The sequence below is a fragment of the Streptomyces sp. NPDC093111 genome, assembly GCF_040683955.1.
In the GTDB taxonomy this organism is placed as follows: Bacteria; Actinomycetota; Actinomycetes; order Streptomycetales; family Streptomycetaceae; genus Streptomyces.
The window spans coordinates 185811-202208 of the sequence record NZ_JBFBNW010000002.1 but is presented as its reverse complement, the minus strand read 5'-3'; the positions used below and the strand labels follow the sequence as shown (position 1 = coordinate 202208).

The 16398-nt window shown below is 75.0% G+C and carries 15 protein-coding genes and 1 tRNA gene; 10 read left to right on the top strand and 6 right to left on the bottom strand.

Features of this window, described 5'->3' with window-relative positions; translation table 11 throughout:
• Window positions 1-153 precede the first annotated feature (153 nt).
• Together AB0Q96_RS03420 and AB0Q96_RS03415 are read right to left on the bottom strand one after the other, a co-directional pair.
• The gene (locus tag AB0Q96_RS03420; RefSeq protein ID WP_365321336.1) at window positions 154-1557 is read right to left on the bottom strand and encodes a HAMP domain-containing sensor histidine kinase; all 1404 of its coding nucleotides are present in this window, start codon (window positions 1555-1557) and stop codon (window positions 154-156) included.
• Entirely contained in the window at window positions 1554-2255 is a 702-nt protein-coding gene (locus AB0Q96_RS03415; RefSeq protein WP_329420816.1) for a response regulator transcription factor, read from the bottom strand. The genes AB0Q96_RS03420 and AB0Q96_RS03415 overlap by 4 nt, the downstream gene beginning before the upstream one ends.
• Before the next feature lie 34 nt (window positions 2256-2289).
• On the opposite strand from AB0Q96_RS03415, the gene AB0Q96_RS03410 reads away from it, so the two are divergent.
• Entirely contained in the window at window positions 2290-2886 is a 597-nt protein-coding gene (locus AB0Q96_RS03410; RefSeq protein WP_365321335.1) for a hypothetical protein, read from the top strand.
• A gap of 15 nt (window positions 2887-2901) precedes the next feature.
• Here AB0Q96_RS03410 and AB0Q96_RS03405 read toward each other — a convergent pair whose 3' ends face one another.
• The gene (locus AB0Q96_RS03405) at window positions 2902-3777 is read right to left on the bottom strand and encodes a fused MFS/spermidine synthase (RefSeq protein WP_365321334.1); all 876 of its coding nucleotides are present in this window, start codon (window positions 3775-3777) and stop codon (window positions 2902-2904) included.
• A 54-nt stretch (window positions 3778-3831) separates the two neighbouring features.
• Window positions 3832-4269 carry a hypothetical protein gene (locus AB0Q96_RS03400; protein WP_365321333.1) on the bottom strand — a complete coding sequence of 146 codons (438 nt, stop codon included), beginning with the start codon at window positions 4267-4269 and terminating at the stop codon, window positions 3832-3834.
• Between the two features lie 225 nt (window positions 4270-4494).
• Between AB0Q96_RS03400 and AB0Q96_RS03395 the strand changes: the two genes are divergently transcribed.
• The gene (locus AB0Q96_RS03395) at window positions 4495-5781 is read left to right on the top strand and encodes a tetratricopeptide repeat protein (protein ID WP_365321332.1); all 1287 of its coding nucleotides are present in this window, start codon (window positions 4495-4497) and stop codon (window positions 5779-5781) included.
• Here AB0Q96_RS03395 and AB0Q96_RS03390 read toward each other — a convergent pair.
• A complete protein-coding gene (locus AB0Q96_RS03390; protein WP_365321331.1) occupies window positions 5775-6404 on the bottom strand; it encodes a histidine phosphatase family protein in 630 nt (209 codons plus the stop codon). The genes AB0Q96_RS03395 and AB0Q96_RS03390 overlap by 7 nt on opposite strands.
• Before the next feature lie 150 nt (window positions 6405-6554).
• On the opposite strand from AB0Q96_RS03390, the gene AB0Q96_RS03385 reads away from it, so the two are divergent.
• The 7 genes from AB0Q96_RS03385 (at window position 6555) to AB0Q96_RS03355 (ending at window position 12783) form a co-directional block, all read left to right on the top strand.
• The gene (locus tag AB0Q96_RS03385) at window positions 6555-7460 is read left to right on the top strand and encodes a phosphatase PAP2 family protein (protein ID WP_365321330.1); all 906 of its coding nucleotides are present in this window, start codon (window positions 6555-6557) and stop codon (window positions 7458-7460) included.
• Window positions 7393-8505, top strand: coding sequence for a hypothetical protein (locus tag AB0Q96_RS03380; protein WP_365321329.1), 1113 nt, complete (start codon window positions 7393-7395; stop codon window positions 8503-8505). Before AB0Q96_RS03385 ends, AB0Q96_RS03380 begins: the two co-directional genes overlap by 68 nt.
• The gene (locus tag AB0Q96_RS03375; protein WP_365321328.1) at window positions 8496-10079 is read left to right on the top strand and encodes a hypothetical protein; all 1584 of its coding nucleotides are present in this window, start codon (window positions 8496-8498) and stop codon (window positions 10077-10079) included. Before AB0Q96_RS03380 ends, AB0Q96_RS03375 begins: the two co-directional genes overlap by 10 nt.
• On the top strand, window positions 10076-11419 hold the full coding sequence (locus AB0Q96_RS03370; RefSeq protein ID WP_365321327.1) for an AAA domain-containing protein: 1344 nt from the start codon (window positions 10076-10078) through the stop codon (window positions 11417-11419). The genes AB0Q96_RS03375 and AB0Q96_RS03370 overlap by 4 nt, the downstream gene beginning before the upstream one ends.
• A 159-nt stretch (window positions 11420-11578) precedes the next feature.
• Window positions 11579-11935, top strand: a complete 357-nt coding sequence (locus AB0Q96_RS03365; RefSeq protein WP_365321326.1) for a hypothetical protein — start codon at window positions 11579-11581, stop codon at window positions 11933-11935.
• A gap of 154 nt (window positions 11936-12089) precedes the next feature.
• Complete coding sequence (locus tag AB0Q96_RS03360; protein WP_365321325.1) at window positions 12090-12719, top strand: bifunctional DNA primase/polymerase; 630 nt, start codon at window positions 12090-12092, stop codon at window positions 12717-12719.
• Window positions 12710-12783: transfer RNA gene (locus AB0Q96_RS03355), tRNA-Lys, on the top strand. The genes AB0Q96_RS03360 and AB0Q96_RS03355 overlap by 10 nt, the downstream gene beginning before the upstream one ends.
• A gap of 80 nt (window positions 12784-12863) precedes the next feature.
• On the opposite strand, the gene AB0Q96_RS03350 is transcribed toward AB0Q96_RS03355, so the two are convergent.
• Entirely contained in the window at window positions 12864-14141 is a 1278-nt protein-coding gene (locus AB0Q96_RS03350; protein ID WP_365321670.1) for a M6 family metalloprotease domain-containing protein, read from the bottom strand.
• 469 nt (window positions 14142-14610) lie between these two features.
• On the opposite strand from AB0Q96_RS03350, the gene AB0Q96_RS03345 reads away from it, so the two are divergent.
• Entirely contained in the window at window positions 14611-16350 is a 1740-nt protein-coding gene (locus AB0Q96_RS03345; RefSeq protein ID WP_365321668.1) for an EAL domain-containing protein, read from the top strand.
• The last annotated feature ends 48 nt before the right edge of the window (window positions 16351-16398 follow it).

Below are 16398 nucleotides of genomic sequence, written 5' to 3'. Positions count from 1 at the left end.
GCCGGGGGGTGGGGGTGTGGCGGGGGGTGCGGCAGCACGCTAGCGACAGGGAAACGGACAAAGGGCCACAAGGAGGCCAGGGTTGGGGATTCTTAGGCTCCGCTTAAGGGAGGCATCGGGACGCCGAAAGGTTGGGGTCCCGCACGCCCTCCGTCAGACCTTCTGGCGCCGTCCGCGGCGCCCCGCGCCCGACTCGGCGCGGCGGCCGCGGCGGCCCCGGGCGCCGGCGGGGCGGCGTCCGTCGAGGGCGATCCAGATGCGCACCTCGGTGCCGCCGAGCACCGAGTGCCCGATGCGCACGTCGCCGCCGGTGGACTCCGCCATGCGGCGCACGATGTCGAGACCGAGCCCGGTGGAGCCGTCCCGGCCACCGCTGTTGCCGCGGGCGAGCGCGGCGGCCGGGTCGGCGATGCCGGAACCGGCGTCGGAGACCAGGATGATGACGGCGTCGTCGCCGTTGTGGACATCGACCGAGAAGGCGGTGCCCACCCCGGTGTGCCGGAAGACGTTGCCGAGCAGCGCGTCGAGCGCGGCGACGAGTTCGGGCCGGGCGACCGGGATGCGGACGGGCCGCTCGATGCCCGCGACCCGCACCTTGCGGTCCTCGTCCTCGGCCAGCGCCGACCAGAAGTCCATGCGCTCGCGCACCACTTCGGAGGCGTCGCAGCCGGCCAGGGGCGCGCTCGGCTGGGTCTGCGGCTTGGCCTCGCGGGCGGTGCGGATGATCGTGTCGACCTCGCGCTCCAGCTGTTCGACGGCGGCCCGGGTCTGCTCGGCGGCGGGGCCCGAGCCCAGCGAGGCCGCGTTGAGCCGGAGCACGGTCAGCGGGGTGCGCAGTCGGTGGGACAGGTCGGCGGCGAGTTCGCGCTCGTTGGCGAGGAGTTGCACGACCTGGTCGGCCATCGAGTTGAAGGCGGTGGCGGCGGACTTGAGCTCCGGCGGCCCCTCCTCGGGGACCCGGGCGCCCAGCCTGCCCTCGCCCAGCTGGTGGGCGGCGCGCGCGAGACGCTGGGCGGGCTCGACCATGCGCACGCCGAGCCGGTCGGCGACCGCGACGGAGCCGACGATGAGGGCGACCCCGACGACGGCCAGGACCAGCCAGGCGGTGGCGACGCCGTTGGTGACCTCGCCCTCGGGGACGAAGAGTTCGACGATGGCGACCTGTCCGGAGCTGACCGCGGTGGGCTGGAGCAGCACGGAGCCGCCCGGCACCTCGGCGATGGTGGCCCGGCCCAGCGCCCGGGTGGTGGCCAGGCTCTCGTCGGTGGCGCGCCGGGTGCCGATCTCGACGCCCTCGGTGCCGGGCGCGCCGAGCGGGGGGAGGTGGACGGCGAGCCGGCCCTCGGCCCCGTCGTCGGTGGTGGCGACGGCCCGGTCGAGCTGTTCACGGTCGGCGGTGATCGCGAGGACCGGCGCGAGTCCGGCGGCGCGGCGCTCGGCGTTGGAGAACGCCCGGTCCCTGGCCATCTCCTTGACGACCAGTCCGAGCGGTACGGCGAACGCGACGACGACCATGGCGGTGACGGCGAGCGACACCTTGACCAGTGCCCATCTCACGGCAGCGGCTCCAGTGGCGGTTCCAGCTTCACGCCCACCCCGCGCAGGGTGTGCAGATAGCGGGGCCGGGCGGCCGTTTCGCCCAGTTTGCGTCGCAGCCATGACAAATGTACGTCAATGGTCTGATCGTCCCCGTAGGACTGCTGCCACACCTCGGCGAGTAGTTCCTTGCGCGGCACGACCACCCCCGGCCGGCCGGCCAGGAAGGCGAGCAGGTCGAACTCCCGCCGGGTCAGGTCGAGCGGGGTGCCGTCGAGGGCCGCCTGGCGGCGCAGCGGGTCGATGGCGAGCCCGCCGACCCGGATCTCCCGCGGCGGCGGCACCTCGCCCGCCGAGGACCGGGCCCGCCGCAGCACCGCCGCCATCCGGGCGGACAGGTGCTCCACGGAGAAGGGCTTGGTCAGGTAGTCGTCCGCGCCGTCGTTGAGCAGCCGGACGATCTCCGCCTCGTCGTCGCGCGCGGTCGCGATGATCACCGGTACGTCGGTGATGCCGCGCAGCATCTTCAGCGCCTCGGACCCGTCCAGATCGGGCAGTCCGAGGTCGAGGATGACCACGTCGAAACGGAAATGGGCGACCTCGCGCAGCGCCTCCAGGGCAGTGCCGACGCTGCGCACCAGGTGCGACGCCTCGGTCAGATGCCGGATGAGGGCGGAGCGCACGAACTGGTCGTCCTCGACCACGAGCACACTTGCCATGGCCCGCACCGTACGCCATTCGGGGGATGGCAGTATGAGCCGGATGCGAAGAGGTCTGGTTCACGCGCTGGCGTGGTCGCTCGCCACGGGCGGAGCGGTCACGCTTTCCTGGTGGGGTGTGCACACGGTGCTCGCCGGCACGGTCTACGACCCGCCGCGCGCGCTGCCGATCCCGACCGGCGTCACCAGCGCCGGCGGCTCCGACCCGCTCGCCTCCTCGCCCCAGGCCACCGGCTCCCCCACCCCGCCGCCGACGACACCTCCGGCCACCTCCCGGCCGCCGACCGCCCCGGCCACGCCCCCGTCGCACCGCCCCAGCAGCCCGAGGACCGCGACGAGCGCCCCCGGCGGCACGGGCGGGACGGGCACCGCGTCCGGCTCGGGCGGCGGCTCCGGAAGCACGGGGAACGTGAAGAGCTACGGCACCGACGGCGGCCGGGCCGTCTTCACCATCGGCGCGTCCTCGGCCGAACTGGTCAACGCGACCCCCGAGTCGGGCTGGCAGATGCAGGTGTGGAAGCAGTCGACGTGGATCCGGGTCACCTTCACCAAGGACGGCCGGGAGATCTCGGTCTTCTGCATGTGGCACGACACCGCGCCCCGCGTGGAGATCGACGAGCGCGCCGTCTAGGGCCTGCCCGGTGGATCAGCGGAAGACGGACGCGGGCGGTACGGGCGAGGGCTTGGCGCTCGCGTCGGTGACCGGTGCCGCGCCGCCCGCGAAGTCGACGAGCGCCCGCCCGTGTTCGACCCGCCCGGCGTGCGGGTCGGTCGCGACCCGCCGGGTCAGCTCGGCCACCGGCAGCTCCCGGTCGGAGGCCAGCAGCACGGCGTTGCCGAAGCGGCGGCCGCGCAGCACGGTCGGGTCCGCGGTGAGCGCCAGCTCCGGGAAGACGGTGGCGGCGGTGGCGACCTGGCCGCGCAGATGGGCCAGCGGCGGGCCGTCGGCGAGGTTGGCCGCGTAGAAGCCGCCGGGCCGCAGCACCCGCCGTACCTCGGCCAGGAACTCCGTACTGGTCAGATGCGCGGGCGTACGGGCCCCGCTGAACACGTCGGCGATGATCAGGTCCGCCCAGCCGTCCTGCACCTTGCCGAGCCCGGCCCGGGCGTCGGTGGAGCGGACCCGTATCCGGGCGGTGGTGTCGAGCGGCAGTTCACGGCGGACGAGCTGCACGAGGGGCCCGTCGAGCTCCACTATCTGCTGGGTGGAGCGGGGCCGGGTGGCCGCGACGTACCGGGCGAGGGTGAAGGCGCCGCCGCCGAGGTGCACGACCTGGACCGGCCGGCCCGGCGGGGCGACGAGGTCGGCGATGTGCCCGAGGCGCCGCTGGTACTCGAAGGTGAGGTGCGCGGGATCGTCGAGGTCGACGTGCGACTGCGGGGCGCCGTCTATCAGCAGCGTCCAGCCGCGCGGTCGCTCCCGGTCGGGTATGAGTTCGGCGAGCCCGCCGTCGACGGTCTCGACGACGGCGACGGCCGCTGCCGCCCGTTCCCGCTGTTTGTTCCTGGCCACGTGCCCCATTATCGACGCAGCCGGCCGGGCACCGCCCGACGAGCCCCGAGGCCCCGCGGTGCCTCAGTGGCAGCCGTCCGCCGCCTCGATCATCCGCGCCGCCTGGCCGAGCGCCTCGCGGAGCATCGCCGGGTCGGTGACCACCCCGCTGTCGCCGGGCGGCAGCAGCCAGTCCGCGGGGCGGGGGGTGACGCCGTCCGGGCCGGGCAGCTCCGGCAGCTCCGGCAGGCGCAGCCCCCGGCCCAGGGTCTCGGTGCAGGCGCTGCCCGGCATGTCCCAGCCCGCCGCCGTCCCCGGCGGCACCAGGAAGCCGAGCGTGTCGCAGGCGCCGTCGTGCAACACCGGCCCGACGGCGGGGGCGCCGCCGCGGCGCAGGATGTCCACGGCCTCCAATCCCTGCCGGGCCGGCACCGTCACCAGGTCGCAGGGCTCGGCCGGGGACGCGCTCGCGTCGGGCGTGGGCGCGTGCATCGCCGTGGACTGTGATGCGGTCTCCGCCATGGGACCCCTCCTCACTCCATGTGGAGACACGTTCCGTCTCTCCACATGGTTCAACGCCCGTGGGCGTCAACGGCTACGGCGGCGCGCCGCCGCAAAGGGTGGCAGTTCATGGCAGATCGCAGGCGAGATATCCGATTTGTTTGCAAACCCTGCGTGCGCGACCGGTGACAGCCGGTACGTTCTAGCCGCGCCGGAACACCGGCAGCTCCAGGAGAGGGCTCGGCCATGGCGTTGTCACGGGCAGTTCCCAATCTCGCCTTCCGCAGACTCCGCGGCCGGCACTCGCCGGGGGAGTTCGCCGCGACGGTCCGCCGGGCCGCGCGGGAGATCGGCGAGCAGGTCGCATGCGACGCCCGCTACATCGGGCGCGTGGAGGCGGGCGAGATCCGCTGCCCCAACTACGCGTACGAGCGGGTGTTCCTGCACATGTTCCCCGGTCTGAGCCTGGCGGACCTGGGGTTCTCGGCGAGGGAGGCCGTTCGCGGCCGGCGGCCGGCCGTCCCGGCCGGGGCACCGCCGCCCCTCGCCATCACCACCCGGAACGATGAGGAGAGCGACGTGCTGCGTCGCGCATTCATGACCGGCGGCACCGCCACCGTGGCGGCCGCCTCGCTGGGACTCGGCGGCTCCGCCGTCGCCATCCCCGCCCCCCGTGGCGTCCACCGTGTCGGCGACGCCGAGGTACGCGCCGTCGAGGACGCCGTACGCCAGATCCGCCTGCTCGACGACCGGCACGGCGCCGACGGCCTCTACCAGCGGGCCACCCAGCCGCTCCGTACCGCCTACGCCCTGCTCGACGCGGGCGTCAGCGCCCGCCGCTCCACCGCCGACCGGCTGCACAACGGCGCCGGTGAGCTGGCCATCTCCGTCGGCTGGCTCGCCCACGACTCCGGCCGGCTCGACGACGCCCGCTCCCACTACGCCGAGGCCCTCGCCACCGCCCGGGTCGCCGGGGACTCCGCCCTGGAGGCGCACGCCTTCTGCAACACCTCGTTCCTGGCCAGGGACGCCGGACGGTACCGGGAGGCGGTGCGGGCCGCCCAGGCCGGGATGCGGGCCGCGCAGCCGCTGGCCTCCGCCCGGCTGCTCACCCTGCTGACCCTGCGGGAGGCCGGGGCGTGGGCCGGGCTCGGCGAGCGCGCCGCCTGCGTCCAGGCCCTCGGCCGCGCCCACGACCTGTTCGCGCGGGGCCCGGGCGACAGCGACCCCGAGTGGATGTCCTTCTTCGGCGAGCCCGAGCTGGAGGCCCTGGAGGCCCAGTGCTGGTCGATGCTGGGCGACTGGGCGCGCGCGGCCCGGCACGCCCACCGGGCGACCGTGCTGCAGAACCCGCACTTCGCCCGCAACCTCGCCCTCTACCGGGCCCAGCTCGCCGGCAACCTCGCCCGCGCGGGCCGCCCCGAGGAGGCCGCGGCCCAGGTGCAGCGGGTGATGGACTCCCTGGACGGCGTCGACTCCGCCCGGATCCGCACGCTGCTCGCGGAGACCCGCCGGGTCCTCGCCGCCTACTGACCCCCGCCGGGCGCGGTGGGCACCGGCGTCATCTCCAGGTGCCCGGTGTCGTTCCAGCGCTCGACCGCGGGTGCCCCGTACGCCCAGCCGAGGACGGACAGGCTGGTCGGGTCGAGGCGGATGCGCGAGGCGAAGGAGACGTCCTCGCCCAGCCAGCGCGCGCCGATCGACCGCAGGATGTGCCCGTGCGCGAAGACCAGCACGTCACGGTCGGCCGAACGGGCCCACTCCACGACCTGGTCGGCCCGCGCGGACAGCTGCGCCAGCGTCTCGCCGTCCGGGACCCCGTCGCGCCAGATGAACCAGCCCGGCCGGACCGCCTGGATCTCGGCCGGGGTCATCCCCTCGTACGCGCCGTAGTCCCACTCCATGAGCGCGTCCCAGTTCTCCGCGCGCTCGCCGAACCCGGCGAGCTCGCAGGTCTCCCGCGCCCGCACCAGCGGGCTGGTGCGCACCTCGACCCCGCCGAGCCCGGCCCACGGGCCGCGGCCCAGCCGCTCGCCGAGCAGCTTCGCCCCGCGCCGGCCCTCGTCGAGCAGGGGGATGTCGGTCCTGCCGGTGTGCCGTCCCAGCAGCGACCATTCGGTCTGGCCGTGCCGGGCGAGCAGGATGCGCGGTGCCATGGGTTTCTCTCCGGTGGTGTCACGGAACGGGACGCCCTCCATCATCCTCCACGTGAATTCCGGATGGCCTCCGGGCAACCCCGCACGGCCCCCGGGCGTCCTCCCACGATCGGAGCACAAGCGGGGGAACGCGGGGGAACGGGGACTCGGATGCGCAGACCACGGTGGTGGGCGGAGCTCGCGCTGATCGGCGCGGTGTACGCCGCGTACTCCTGCGGGCGGCTGCTGGCCCGGGGCGACGTGGACACCGCCGTCGCCCACGGGCTCGCCCTCCTGCGGATCGAGCGGAGCCTGGGCATCGACGCCGAGCATCCGCTCAACCGGCTGTTCACGGCGACGCCCGCGCTCGGCATCCCCGCCGACTTCGCCTACGCCTCGCTGCACTACCTGGTCACGCCGGCCGTGCTGGTCTGGCTGTTCCGGCGCCGGCCCGCGCACTACCGGGCGGCCCGGACCTGGCTGATGGTCTCCACCCTGCTCGGTCTGGTCGGCTTCACCCTGCTGCCGACCTGCCCGCCCCGGCTGCTGGACGCGGGCCACGGCTTCGTCGACACCATGGCCCGGTTCAGCGCGTACGGCTGGTGGGGCGGGGAGGCGAGCGCGCCGCGCGGGATGGGCGCGCTCACCAACCAGTACGCGGCGATGCCCAGCCTGCACGTGGGGTGGGCCCTGTGGTGCGGCGTGATGCTGTGGCGGTACGGGCGGACGCCGCTGTTCAAGGCGCTCGGCGTGGCCTACCCGCTGCTGACGACGCTGGTCGTCATGGGCACGGCCAACCACTACCTCCTGGACGCGGTCGCCGGGGCTGCGGTGATGGGGGCGGGGCTGCTGCTCGCGCCGTACGCGACGCGGCTCGCGGACCGGGTCGCGGACCGGGTCGGCCGGCGGGTCCCGGGCCGGGCCGCGGGCCGGGCGCCGGGTGGGGTGATCGGGGTCGAATCCTCCCGAAACCCCCCGCGTGTCAGTGGCGGATGGGAGACTTCCGCGGGTGAGCACCTCCCTCGGCAACGGTCCGGAGCGACCGGGGCAGACGACCGTTCGACATCAGCTCGCTGAGCTGCGCGGGCCGGCCACCGTGCCGCGCCCGCTCGACGCGCGGGCGCTGGCGGCGCTGGCCGCCAACCCGGGCTGCCGGCGGCGCGCGCTGCTCGACGGCGCCGGGGTCGACAAGACGGCGCTGGCCGAGAAGCTGGGCTCCCCCTCGGGCTTCGGCCAGTCGCAGTTCGCGATAGCGCGGGGCAACGCGTTCGAGGCGAAGGTCAAGGCGGACGGCGGGCGGGAGCTGCTGCGGCTGCTCGGCATCGAGGACCCGGCGGCCGTGGACCTGCCGGACCTGGCGGCGGCCGGGCCGCAGGGCCGGGCGGCGCGGACCGCGCTCGCGCTGCGGGAGGCGACCGGGGCGGGCCGCTGGGCCCTGCTCGACCACCCGATGCTGGCCGTGGAGGTGGCGGGCGCCCCCGTCTACCTGGAGCCGGACGTGGTGGTGGTGCACCCCGACGGGCGGTGGACGGTCGTCGAGATCAAGTCCTTCCCGATGATCGACGGTTCGGCCGACGCCGCGAAGGTGGGCGCCGCGGCCCGCCAGGCCGCGGTCTACGTGCTGGCCCTGGGCCGGATCGCCGCCGTCACCGAGGGCGCGCGGGTGGCGCACTCGGTGCTGCTGGTCTGCCCGAAGGACTTCTCCAACCTGCCGACGGCCTCCGCCGTCGACGTGCGCAAGCAGCTGTCGGTGACCCGGCGCCAGTTGGAGCGGCTGACCCGGATCGAGGAGATCGTGGCGGCCCTGCCCGAGGGCCTCTCCTTCGACGTGGCGGAGTGCTCGGCCGAGCAGCTGGCCGGCGCGGTGGAGGCGGTGCCGCACGCGTACGCGCCGGAGTGCCTGGCCGCCTGCGAGCTGGCCTTCCACTGCCGGGAGCGGGCGCGGGCCGCGGACGTGGTGGAGGCCCTGGGCCGTTCCGTGCGCGGCGAGCTGGGCGGTCTGACGACGATCGGCGAGGTCCTGGCGGCGGCGCGCGGCGAGCAGGGCGACCCGGACGATCCGGCGGTGGCGGCGCTGCGGCGGGCGCAGGCGCTGCGGACGGAGGCGCTGGCATGCCGCTGATCTCCACGCTGGCCCGGATGGAGGCCGTCGAGTCGGGCCGGGCCCGCCCGTTGGCCACGGTCCGCCACCGGCACCTGTCCGGACGGCCCCTCGTCCTCGTGCCGCTGACGACCGCCGGTGAGGCGGGGGCGCCGCTCGGCGCCCTGGTCGGCACCGACCCGGCGGAGCCGCGGCTGCTGGTCGTGCCGCAGCCGCGCGACCGGGATCTGCGCTTCGCGTTCCTGGCCGAGCTGGCCGACGCCGTCCTGCCGTACGTCGACTCGTTCACGGACCTCGTGGAGGCGGTCGAGCGCAACGAGACCGATCCGGAGACCGGCCGGAAGGTCAAGGTCGAGGTCGACCTGTGCGCGGACGCCCCGCAGCTGGTGGTGCCGGGCCGGGCGGCCGTCGAGTACGTACGGCTGCTCGGGCGCTCGACGCGGTTCCGGCGGACGGCCGAGCAGGACCCGGAGACGCCGTTCCCGGCGCCGCCGCGGGTGCCGCTGCTCGGCCGCTGGCTGACGCACTACGGGGAGCGGGCCCGAGTGCCGGGCTCCTCGCTGCTGGTCGCGGCGACGGACCTGCTGAACCGGCACTGGGCGACGGGCCAGTCCTCCCTGGAGGACCAGCATCTGGGCGCGCTGCTGGCGTGGATCGATCCGCCGGAGGGCTCGTCGGGGGCCGAGGCGGCGCTGCGGGCGGAGCTCGGGCGGGACGCGCGGGGGCAGTTGCTGTGCCCGCCGGCCGGTCCGGCGACCGACCCGGCCTTCGACAACCGGCTGCTCGCCCCCGCGATCGAGCGCTACGACCGGGCCCGGCAGGCGCTGGGCGCCGCCGAGGACGGCGAGGCGGCCGAGGCGGGGCTGGGCGAACTGCACGGCGCCGAGCGGGAGATCCGCCGGCTGCTCGCCGGCCACCTGAAGCCGACCTGGGACGCGGTGTGGCAGGCCCTCGGCCTGCTGCGGGAGCTTCCGGCGGGGGCGCGGGTCGCCGACCGCTGGACCCGCGACCGCTGGTCGTTCACGGGCCAGCGGGACCGGATCGCGGCGGGCGAGCCGCCGCAGCCGCGCCGGGACGACGCCGTGACCGCGGCGCGGAAGCTGGCGGCGCGCGAGCAGGCGCAGGGACAGCTGGAGGCGCAGGAGGCGCTGGACGACCCGCTGGTCCTGGCGGGGCGGCGGCTGGCGGGCGAGGCGTTCGTCGGGGAGGTGGTGGAGGTGACGATGACGCGCACGGAGAAGGGCCGGCCGCGTCCGCTGCTCACCGTCCGCACCGAGGACCTGCCCCAGCTGGACGAGGGCGTGAAGGTGTACCGCTCGCTCGACGGCAGGCCGCAGACGGCGGAGTGCGTCCGGCGGGAGCCCGACGGCGCCGTGGTGCTGCGGGTGACGGACCGGATGGGCCGGGCGAAGGAGCCCGCGGAGGGTTCGGTGCCGGAGAAGGGCGAGCGGATCGCCTGGACGCTGTTCGAGCACGAGGCGCGGGTGGGCGCCACGCTGCCGGACCCGGAGGAGACCCCGTGGACGCACGGCGGACCCCCGCGCGCGGACGCCGTGGAACTGCCCGATGCCGTGACGCCGGAGGATGTGCTGTGACCGTGGCCCCGGAGCGCTTCGACCCCTCCGCGGAGGCCGCGCGAGCGACCCGCGAGATCCTGGCCGACACGCTGAGCGGGCAGTCCCGCGGCGTCGTCGTGGACTCCCCGCCGGGCGCGGGGAAGTCGACGCTCGTGGTGCGCGCCGCCCTCGAACTGGCCGAGGCGGGGCGCCCCTTGATGGTCGTCGCGCAGACCAACGCGCAGGTGGACGACCTGGTCCTGCGGATCGCGGAGAAGCAGCCCGAGCTGGCCGTGGGCCGGCTGCACTCCAACGACACCGACCCGTACGACAAGGCCCTCGACGAGCTCGAACAGGTGCGGAAGTCGGCGAAGGCCGGGGACCTGGTCGGGCTTCCGGTGGTCGTGTCGACGGCCGCGAAGTGGGCGCACGTGAAGAACGTCGAGCCGTGGGCGCACGCGATCGTGGACGAGGCGTACCAGATGCGTTCGGACGCGCTGCTCGCGGTGGCGGGGCTGTTCGAGCGGGCGCTGTTCGTGGGCGACCCGGGGCAGCTGGACCCGTTCTCGGTGGTGGGCGCGGAGCAGTGGGCGGGACTCTCGTACGACCCGTCGGCGAGCGCGGTCTCCACCCTGCTCGCGCACAACCCCGAGCTCCCCCAGCACCGCCTGCCGGTCTCCTGGCGCCTGCCCGCCTCGGCGGCGCCCCTCGTGTCGGACGCGTTCTACCCGTACACGCGGTTCCGCAGCGGCACGGACCACGGGGACCGGCGGCTCTCCTTCGGGGTGCCCTCGGACGGCTCCGGCCCGGACCGGGTCCTCGACGAGGCGGCGGAGTCCGGCTGGGGCCTGCTCGAACTCCCGGCCCGGCACACCCCGCGCACCGACCCGGAGGCGGTCCACGCGATCGGCGCGGTGGTCCGCCGCCTCCTGGAGCGCGGCGGCACCGCGGTCTCGGAGCGCTCCCCGGCCCCCTCGCCCGTCACCCCCGACCGCGTCGCCGTGGGCACCGCCCACCGCGACCAGGCCGCGGCGGTACGGGCGGAGCTCGCGCGCCTCGGCGTGACGGGCGTGACGGTGGACACGGCCAACCGCCTCCAGGGCCGGGAGTACGACGTGACGGTCGTCCTCCACCCGCTCTCCGGCCGCCCCGACGCGACCGCCTTCCACCTGGAGACCGGCCGCCTGTGCGTCCTGGCCTCCCGGCACCGCCACGCCTGCATCGTCGTCTGCCGCGCGGGCGTCACCGACCTCCTGGACGAGCATCCGTCGACGGAGCCGGTCCAGCTGGGCGTGACGGTGAAGTTCCCGGACGGGTGGGAGGCGAATCACGCGGTGCTGTCCCATCTGGCGGAGCACCGGGTGAGCTGGGCGCCCTGAGCCGGGACGGCGTCCCGTGGCGTGGTGCGCGGCTCGCGCGGTGGGCGCGTTCGCGCGTCGCGCGCCGGTGGGTGCGCCCTGGGGTGGTCTTGCCAGGCGCGGGAGAATGGATGGTGGCCCGGGTGTCCGGGCCGCCTGTGTGCGAGGAGGAGACGGACGATGGCGGAACCCGCGGAACGGAGCGGACAGCGAAGGGTCAGGCCGGCCGCGCTGATCTTCGAGCCTGCCGAGGCGACCGCCGATCCGGAGCACTTCTTCGACCTGGAGTCGATCGAGGACCCTCGGGAGCTGCTCGCCCGGGCGACGGAGCTGACCCTGGCGTTCCGGGCGGCGACGGACCGGGCGATCGAGTTCCAGGCGATCGCGGCGGCGCAGCTGGCCGATCCGCGCCGGTTCGACCGGCTCACGGCGGCGGCCGTCGCGGAGCGCGCGGAGTGGACCGAGGACTACGCCCGGAAGATGATCGAGTTCGGCGAGGGCCTGCTCCGGACGAGCGGGCGCGACCCGGAGGAGTGAGCCGCCCGCGGGGTGTCGCCCGGACGGGTGAACGCGGCCCCGGGCCTGGCCGTCTGGCATATGCCGGAGCGCAAGATACTCCCCTCGGCCCCACCGTGTCCGGGTTTTCGGCAACCCGCTGAAACCGGTCCGTCACGCCCGGTACATCTTCCGTATGACCACTTGGCTGCGCGAAGAGACGACCCCCTACGAGATCCTCCACGCCCTGCGGGGCCTGGACGAGGGACGGCACCAGCCCGCGCGGGTCACCGAGGAGGGGGCCGACTGGCTCGCCTCGGCCATCGCCGAGCCCCGCTCGCTGCTCGCGCTCTGGGAGGAGCGCCCCGCCACCCCGGCCGTCCTGCCCTGCGGCACCGCCTTCGACGTGGTGAACGTGGAGCCGACCTTCGGGCGCCGGATGCTGGACCGGCTCTGGGCCGAGGGGCCCGGTTCCGGGCCGGTCGCCATCCACCGGGGCCGCATGCTGCTCTTCGCCGCGCCCGGCACCGCCCAGCGGCTGCCGTCGCTGCTCGACTGGGAGGAGTGGGGGCAGGCCGTGCCCCGGCCGCTCTGTCACGGAACCGGGGACGCCGTGACCATCCCGCCGCTCACCCCGCACGACACCGCCGGCCCCCGCTGGCTGGTCGCCCCCGACACCCGCTCCCCGTGGCTGCCGGGGCCCGAGGTGCTGCTCTGGGCCTGCGTGCGGGCGGCCAGGGCGGCCTCCGCCGCCGACGTGCGCGTATCGATTTTTCCTTCCACGGATCCGGGTGCTAATGTCTACGACGTCAGCAGGCGCCGCTAGCTCAGTTGGTTAGAGCAGCTGACTCTTAATCAGCGGGTCCGGGGTTCGAGTCCCTGGCGGCGCACCGACAGAAGAAGCCCCTCGCGCAAGCGGGGGGCTTCTTCGTCGTGCACGGTGGGCGGGCGCGGCGGGTGCGGTGGGCGGCTAGCGGCCGGCCTGGCGGCCCGTGACGCGGACCGTCCACACGCCCGCCTTCGTCCGGTCGGCGACCTCCACCCGTACCCCCGTCCCCGGCACCGTGTACGACTCCCCCTCCTCCAGCGGCGCGTCCGCGAGCGGCGGGTAGACCGAGCGGTCCCAGCAGGCCTCGGTGCCCGGATGGGCGTCGACGACCTCGACCGGCCCGTCGCCGGAGGCCGCCTCGTTGCGGACCCGGTAGACGAGCACGCCCTCGGTGCAGGTGTCCCGGTCGTTGCCGGTCGCCGCGCGGGCCTCGATCGCCAGGACGCTGTCCTCGCCCGTGCGGACGACCGCGAGCCGGGTCCCGACCGTGCCGCCGGCCACCGGCGCCGCGGCCACCGGCTCCAGGCTCACCGTGCGGGTGCCGGGACCGGTGACGCAGACCACCTGGGAGCGGTCCAGCCAGCCCAGCTTCCACTTGTGCCAGGCGAAGAGGTCCGGGGCCAGGCCGAACTGGCTGCCCATGACGTCCCAGTCGCCCACATAGGTGTCCCAGTCGCCCTTGCCGTCCACCGGCCGGTGGTACAGGTCGGGCAGGTCGAAGACGTGACCCGTCTCGTGCGCGAGCACGTTCCGGTCCGGCGGGTGCCGCTCGAAGACCGTGACGACCCGCTTGATCTCCGTGCCGTCCGCCTCCAGCGGATGCTCCAGATTGACCACCTTGGTGGCGTCCGAGTCCACCCCCGGCGCGTCGGGGTCGGCGACCAGGTAGACGACGTCGTAGCGGGAGAAGTCGACGGAGGCGTCCGCCGCCTTGATCGCGTCGCGCAGATAGGCCGCGCGGTGCTCGGCGTCCCAGTCCCGCCGTATCCGGTACGCGGCCGAGTCCCGCGGCATCCGGGTCCAGGCCGTCTGCGCGTCGGTGCGCAGCCTGAAGCGCCCGTACGAGGCCCGCTCGAAGAACGCGGCCGTGCCCGGGAAATGGTCGGCGGTCAGCTCGGCGGGCCGGGTCAGCGGCTCGGAGTCCGGGAAGGACAGGAAGATCATGACCGCGTCGAGGGTCCGGGTGGGCCGCGGATAGGCCCCGTTCCAGGAGTCGAGGCCGAGCGAGTGATGCGCGGCGGTACGGGGCAGGGCGCACGGCCCGGCCGAGGGCGCGGCGACGGCCGGACCCGCCACCAGGCCGGTCGCGGCGAGCGCCGCCAGCGAGGTGAAGGCCGCCGCACCGGCCCGCAGGCGGGAGCGGGGCGGCCCTCCGGGCACTCCGTCGGGTACTCGCCCGGGTGGCTGCTGACCCCTCACGTGGACCTCCGGCTCCGGAATGCGGGACACCTCACCCACCTTGTGATGGTTTGCAAGGTTTCGCACCTTTCCGCTGCCCCGGTCGGGTGAGCGGGGCCCGCCGGGTCGACGCGACACGGACGCGCATCGACTCACGGAAAGTCACATTCGTTCAGAGTCCTGTCGAGCCATGTCAGACCCGCGCAGAATCGATCGAGCGGGGACAGCGGGTGGGCGAACTCACCGGCCGCGCGGGCCCCGCGCCGGGCCCAGGAGCTGGAACGGCGCCCCGGCCAGCCTCTATGATCGGCACACTTTCCTCGGCCGACCATGGCGACCAGATCTGAACGGCCCGAACGCACTACGGGAGCGAGCGGTGAGCGGATCCCCCGAAGAACCGGTGCCCCCGTCGGCCGAGGCCGCGCTCACGGAGCGTCACGCGTCCGAACTCCGGGACTGCTCCGCCGCCTTCCGCGCCGCCCGGCTCGCGATGGCCCTGGTCGACCAGGACGGCACCGTCGTCGCCGCCAACGACTCGCTCGGCACCCTCCTCGGCACCGAACCCGCCGCGCTCCGCGAGCAGGCCGCCGCCGACCTCGTCGACCTCTCCTCCGACGGGCGCACCTGGCAGGCGTACCGCGAGGTGCTGCGCGGCGGCCGGTCCCGCTTCCGCTGCACCCGCAGGCTCAAGCACCCCGACGGGCGCTCCCTGTGGGCCGAGGTGACCGTCGCCCCGGTCCCGGACAGCCCGCGGGTCCTCCTCTCGGTCGCCGACATCAGCGACCGCCGCGAGCTCCAGGCACGGCTGCGCCACCTCCAGATGCACGACCCGGTCACCCGGCTGCCCAACCGCGCCCTGTTCTTCGAACGCCTCACCGCCGCGCTGGAGACCGCCGCCCTGGACGCCCACGAGGAGGGCCCGCGGGACCGCCCGTACGCGACGCCCCCCGCGTACCGGTCACATCAGTCGTACGGGCATGGCGGAACAGGGCGGATCGGCATCTGCTACCTGGACCTGGACGGCTTCAAGGCGGTCAACGACACCCTCGGGCACCGGGTCGGCGACCGGCTGCTCGCCGCCGTCGCCGCCCGGCTCACCGAGTGCGCCGACCACTACGGCTACACCCGCAACGGCGGCCATCTCGTCGCCCGGCTCGGCGGCGACGAGTTCGCCATCCTGGTGGAGGAGTCCACCGGCACCGAGCAACTGGCCGACCTGGCGCAGTCCGTACTGGCCTCGCTCCAGCGCCCCTTCGACCTGTCCGGGCAGCGCCTCTCGGTCTCCGCGTCCATCGGCGTCGTGGAGCGGGCCGCCCACGGCTCGACCGCGACCTGCCTGATGCAGGCCGCCGACACCACGCTGTACTGGGCCAAGGCCGACGGCAAGAGCCGCTGGACGCTCTTCGACCCCGAGCGCAACGCGCACCGGATGACCCGGCAGGCGCTCAGCTCCACCCTGCGCCCGGCCGTGGAACGCGGGGAGTTCGCGCTGGAGTACCAGCCGCTCGTGGACCTCTCCGACGGGGCGGTGCGCGGGGTCGAGGCCCTGGTGCGCTGGAACCACCCGCAGTTCGGCACGCTGGCGCCGAATCGGTTCGTCGGCATCGCCGAGGAGGACGGCTCCATCGTCGAGCTGGGGCGCTGGGTGCTGCACACCGCCTGCCGCCAGGCCCGGCAGTGGCAGAAGGACCACCCCGGCGACCGGCCGCTCTTCGTCAGCGTCAACGTGGCGGTGCGCCAGGTGTGGGACTCGGACCTGGTCGCCGACGTCGCCGGCATCCTCGCCGAGACCGGGCTCGCGCCCCATCTGCTCCAGCTGGAGCTCACCGAGTCCGCGGTGATGGGCTCGGCGGGCCGGCCGCTCCAGGCGCTCCAGGCGCTGAGCGACATGGGGGTGCGGATCGCCATCGACGACTTCGGCACCGGCTACTCGAACCTGGCCTATCTGAGCCGGCTGCCCGTCTCGGTGCTGAAGCTGGACGGCTCGTTCGTCCGCGGCTTCCAGGACGAGGAGCACGCCAACCCGGCGGACGAGCTGATCGTGGAGGCGCTGGTCCAGCTCGCCCACCGGCTGGGGCTCACGGTCACCGCCGAGTGCGTGGAGACCTCGGGGCAGGCCACCCGGCTGCGCCGGATCGGCTGCGACACCGGGCAGGGCTGGCTGTACTCGCGGCCGGTGGCCCCGGACCGCATCGGCGAACTGATCGGGGTCGCGCCGCTGCCCGTCTGAGCGGGCGCGCGCCGGGGCGCGGGCGCCCCCCCCTACCGGGTCCGGGCA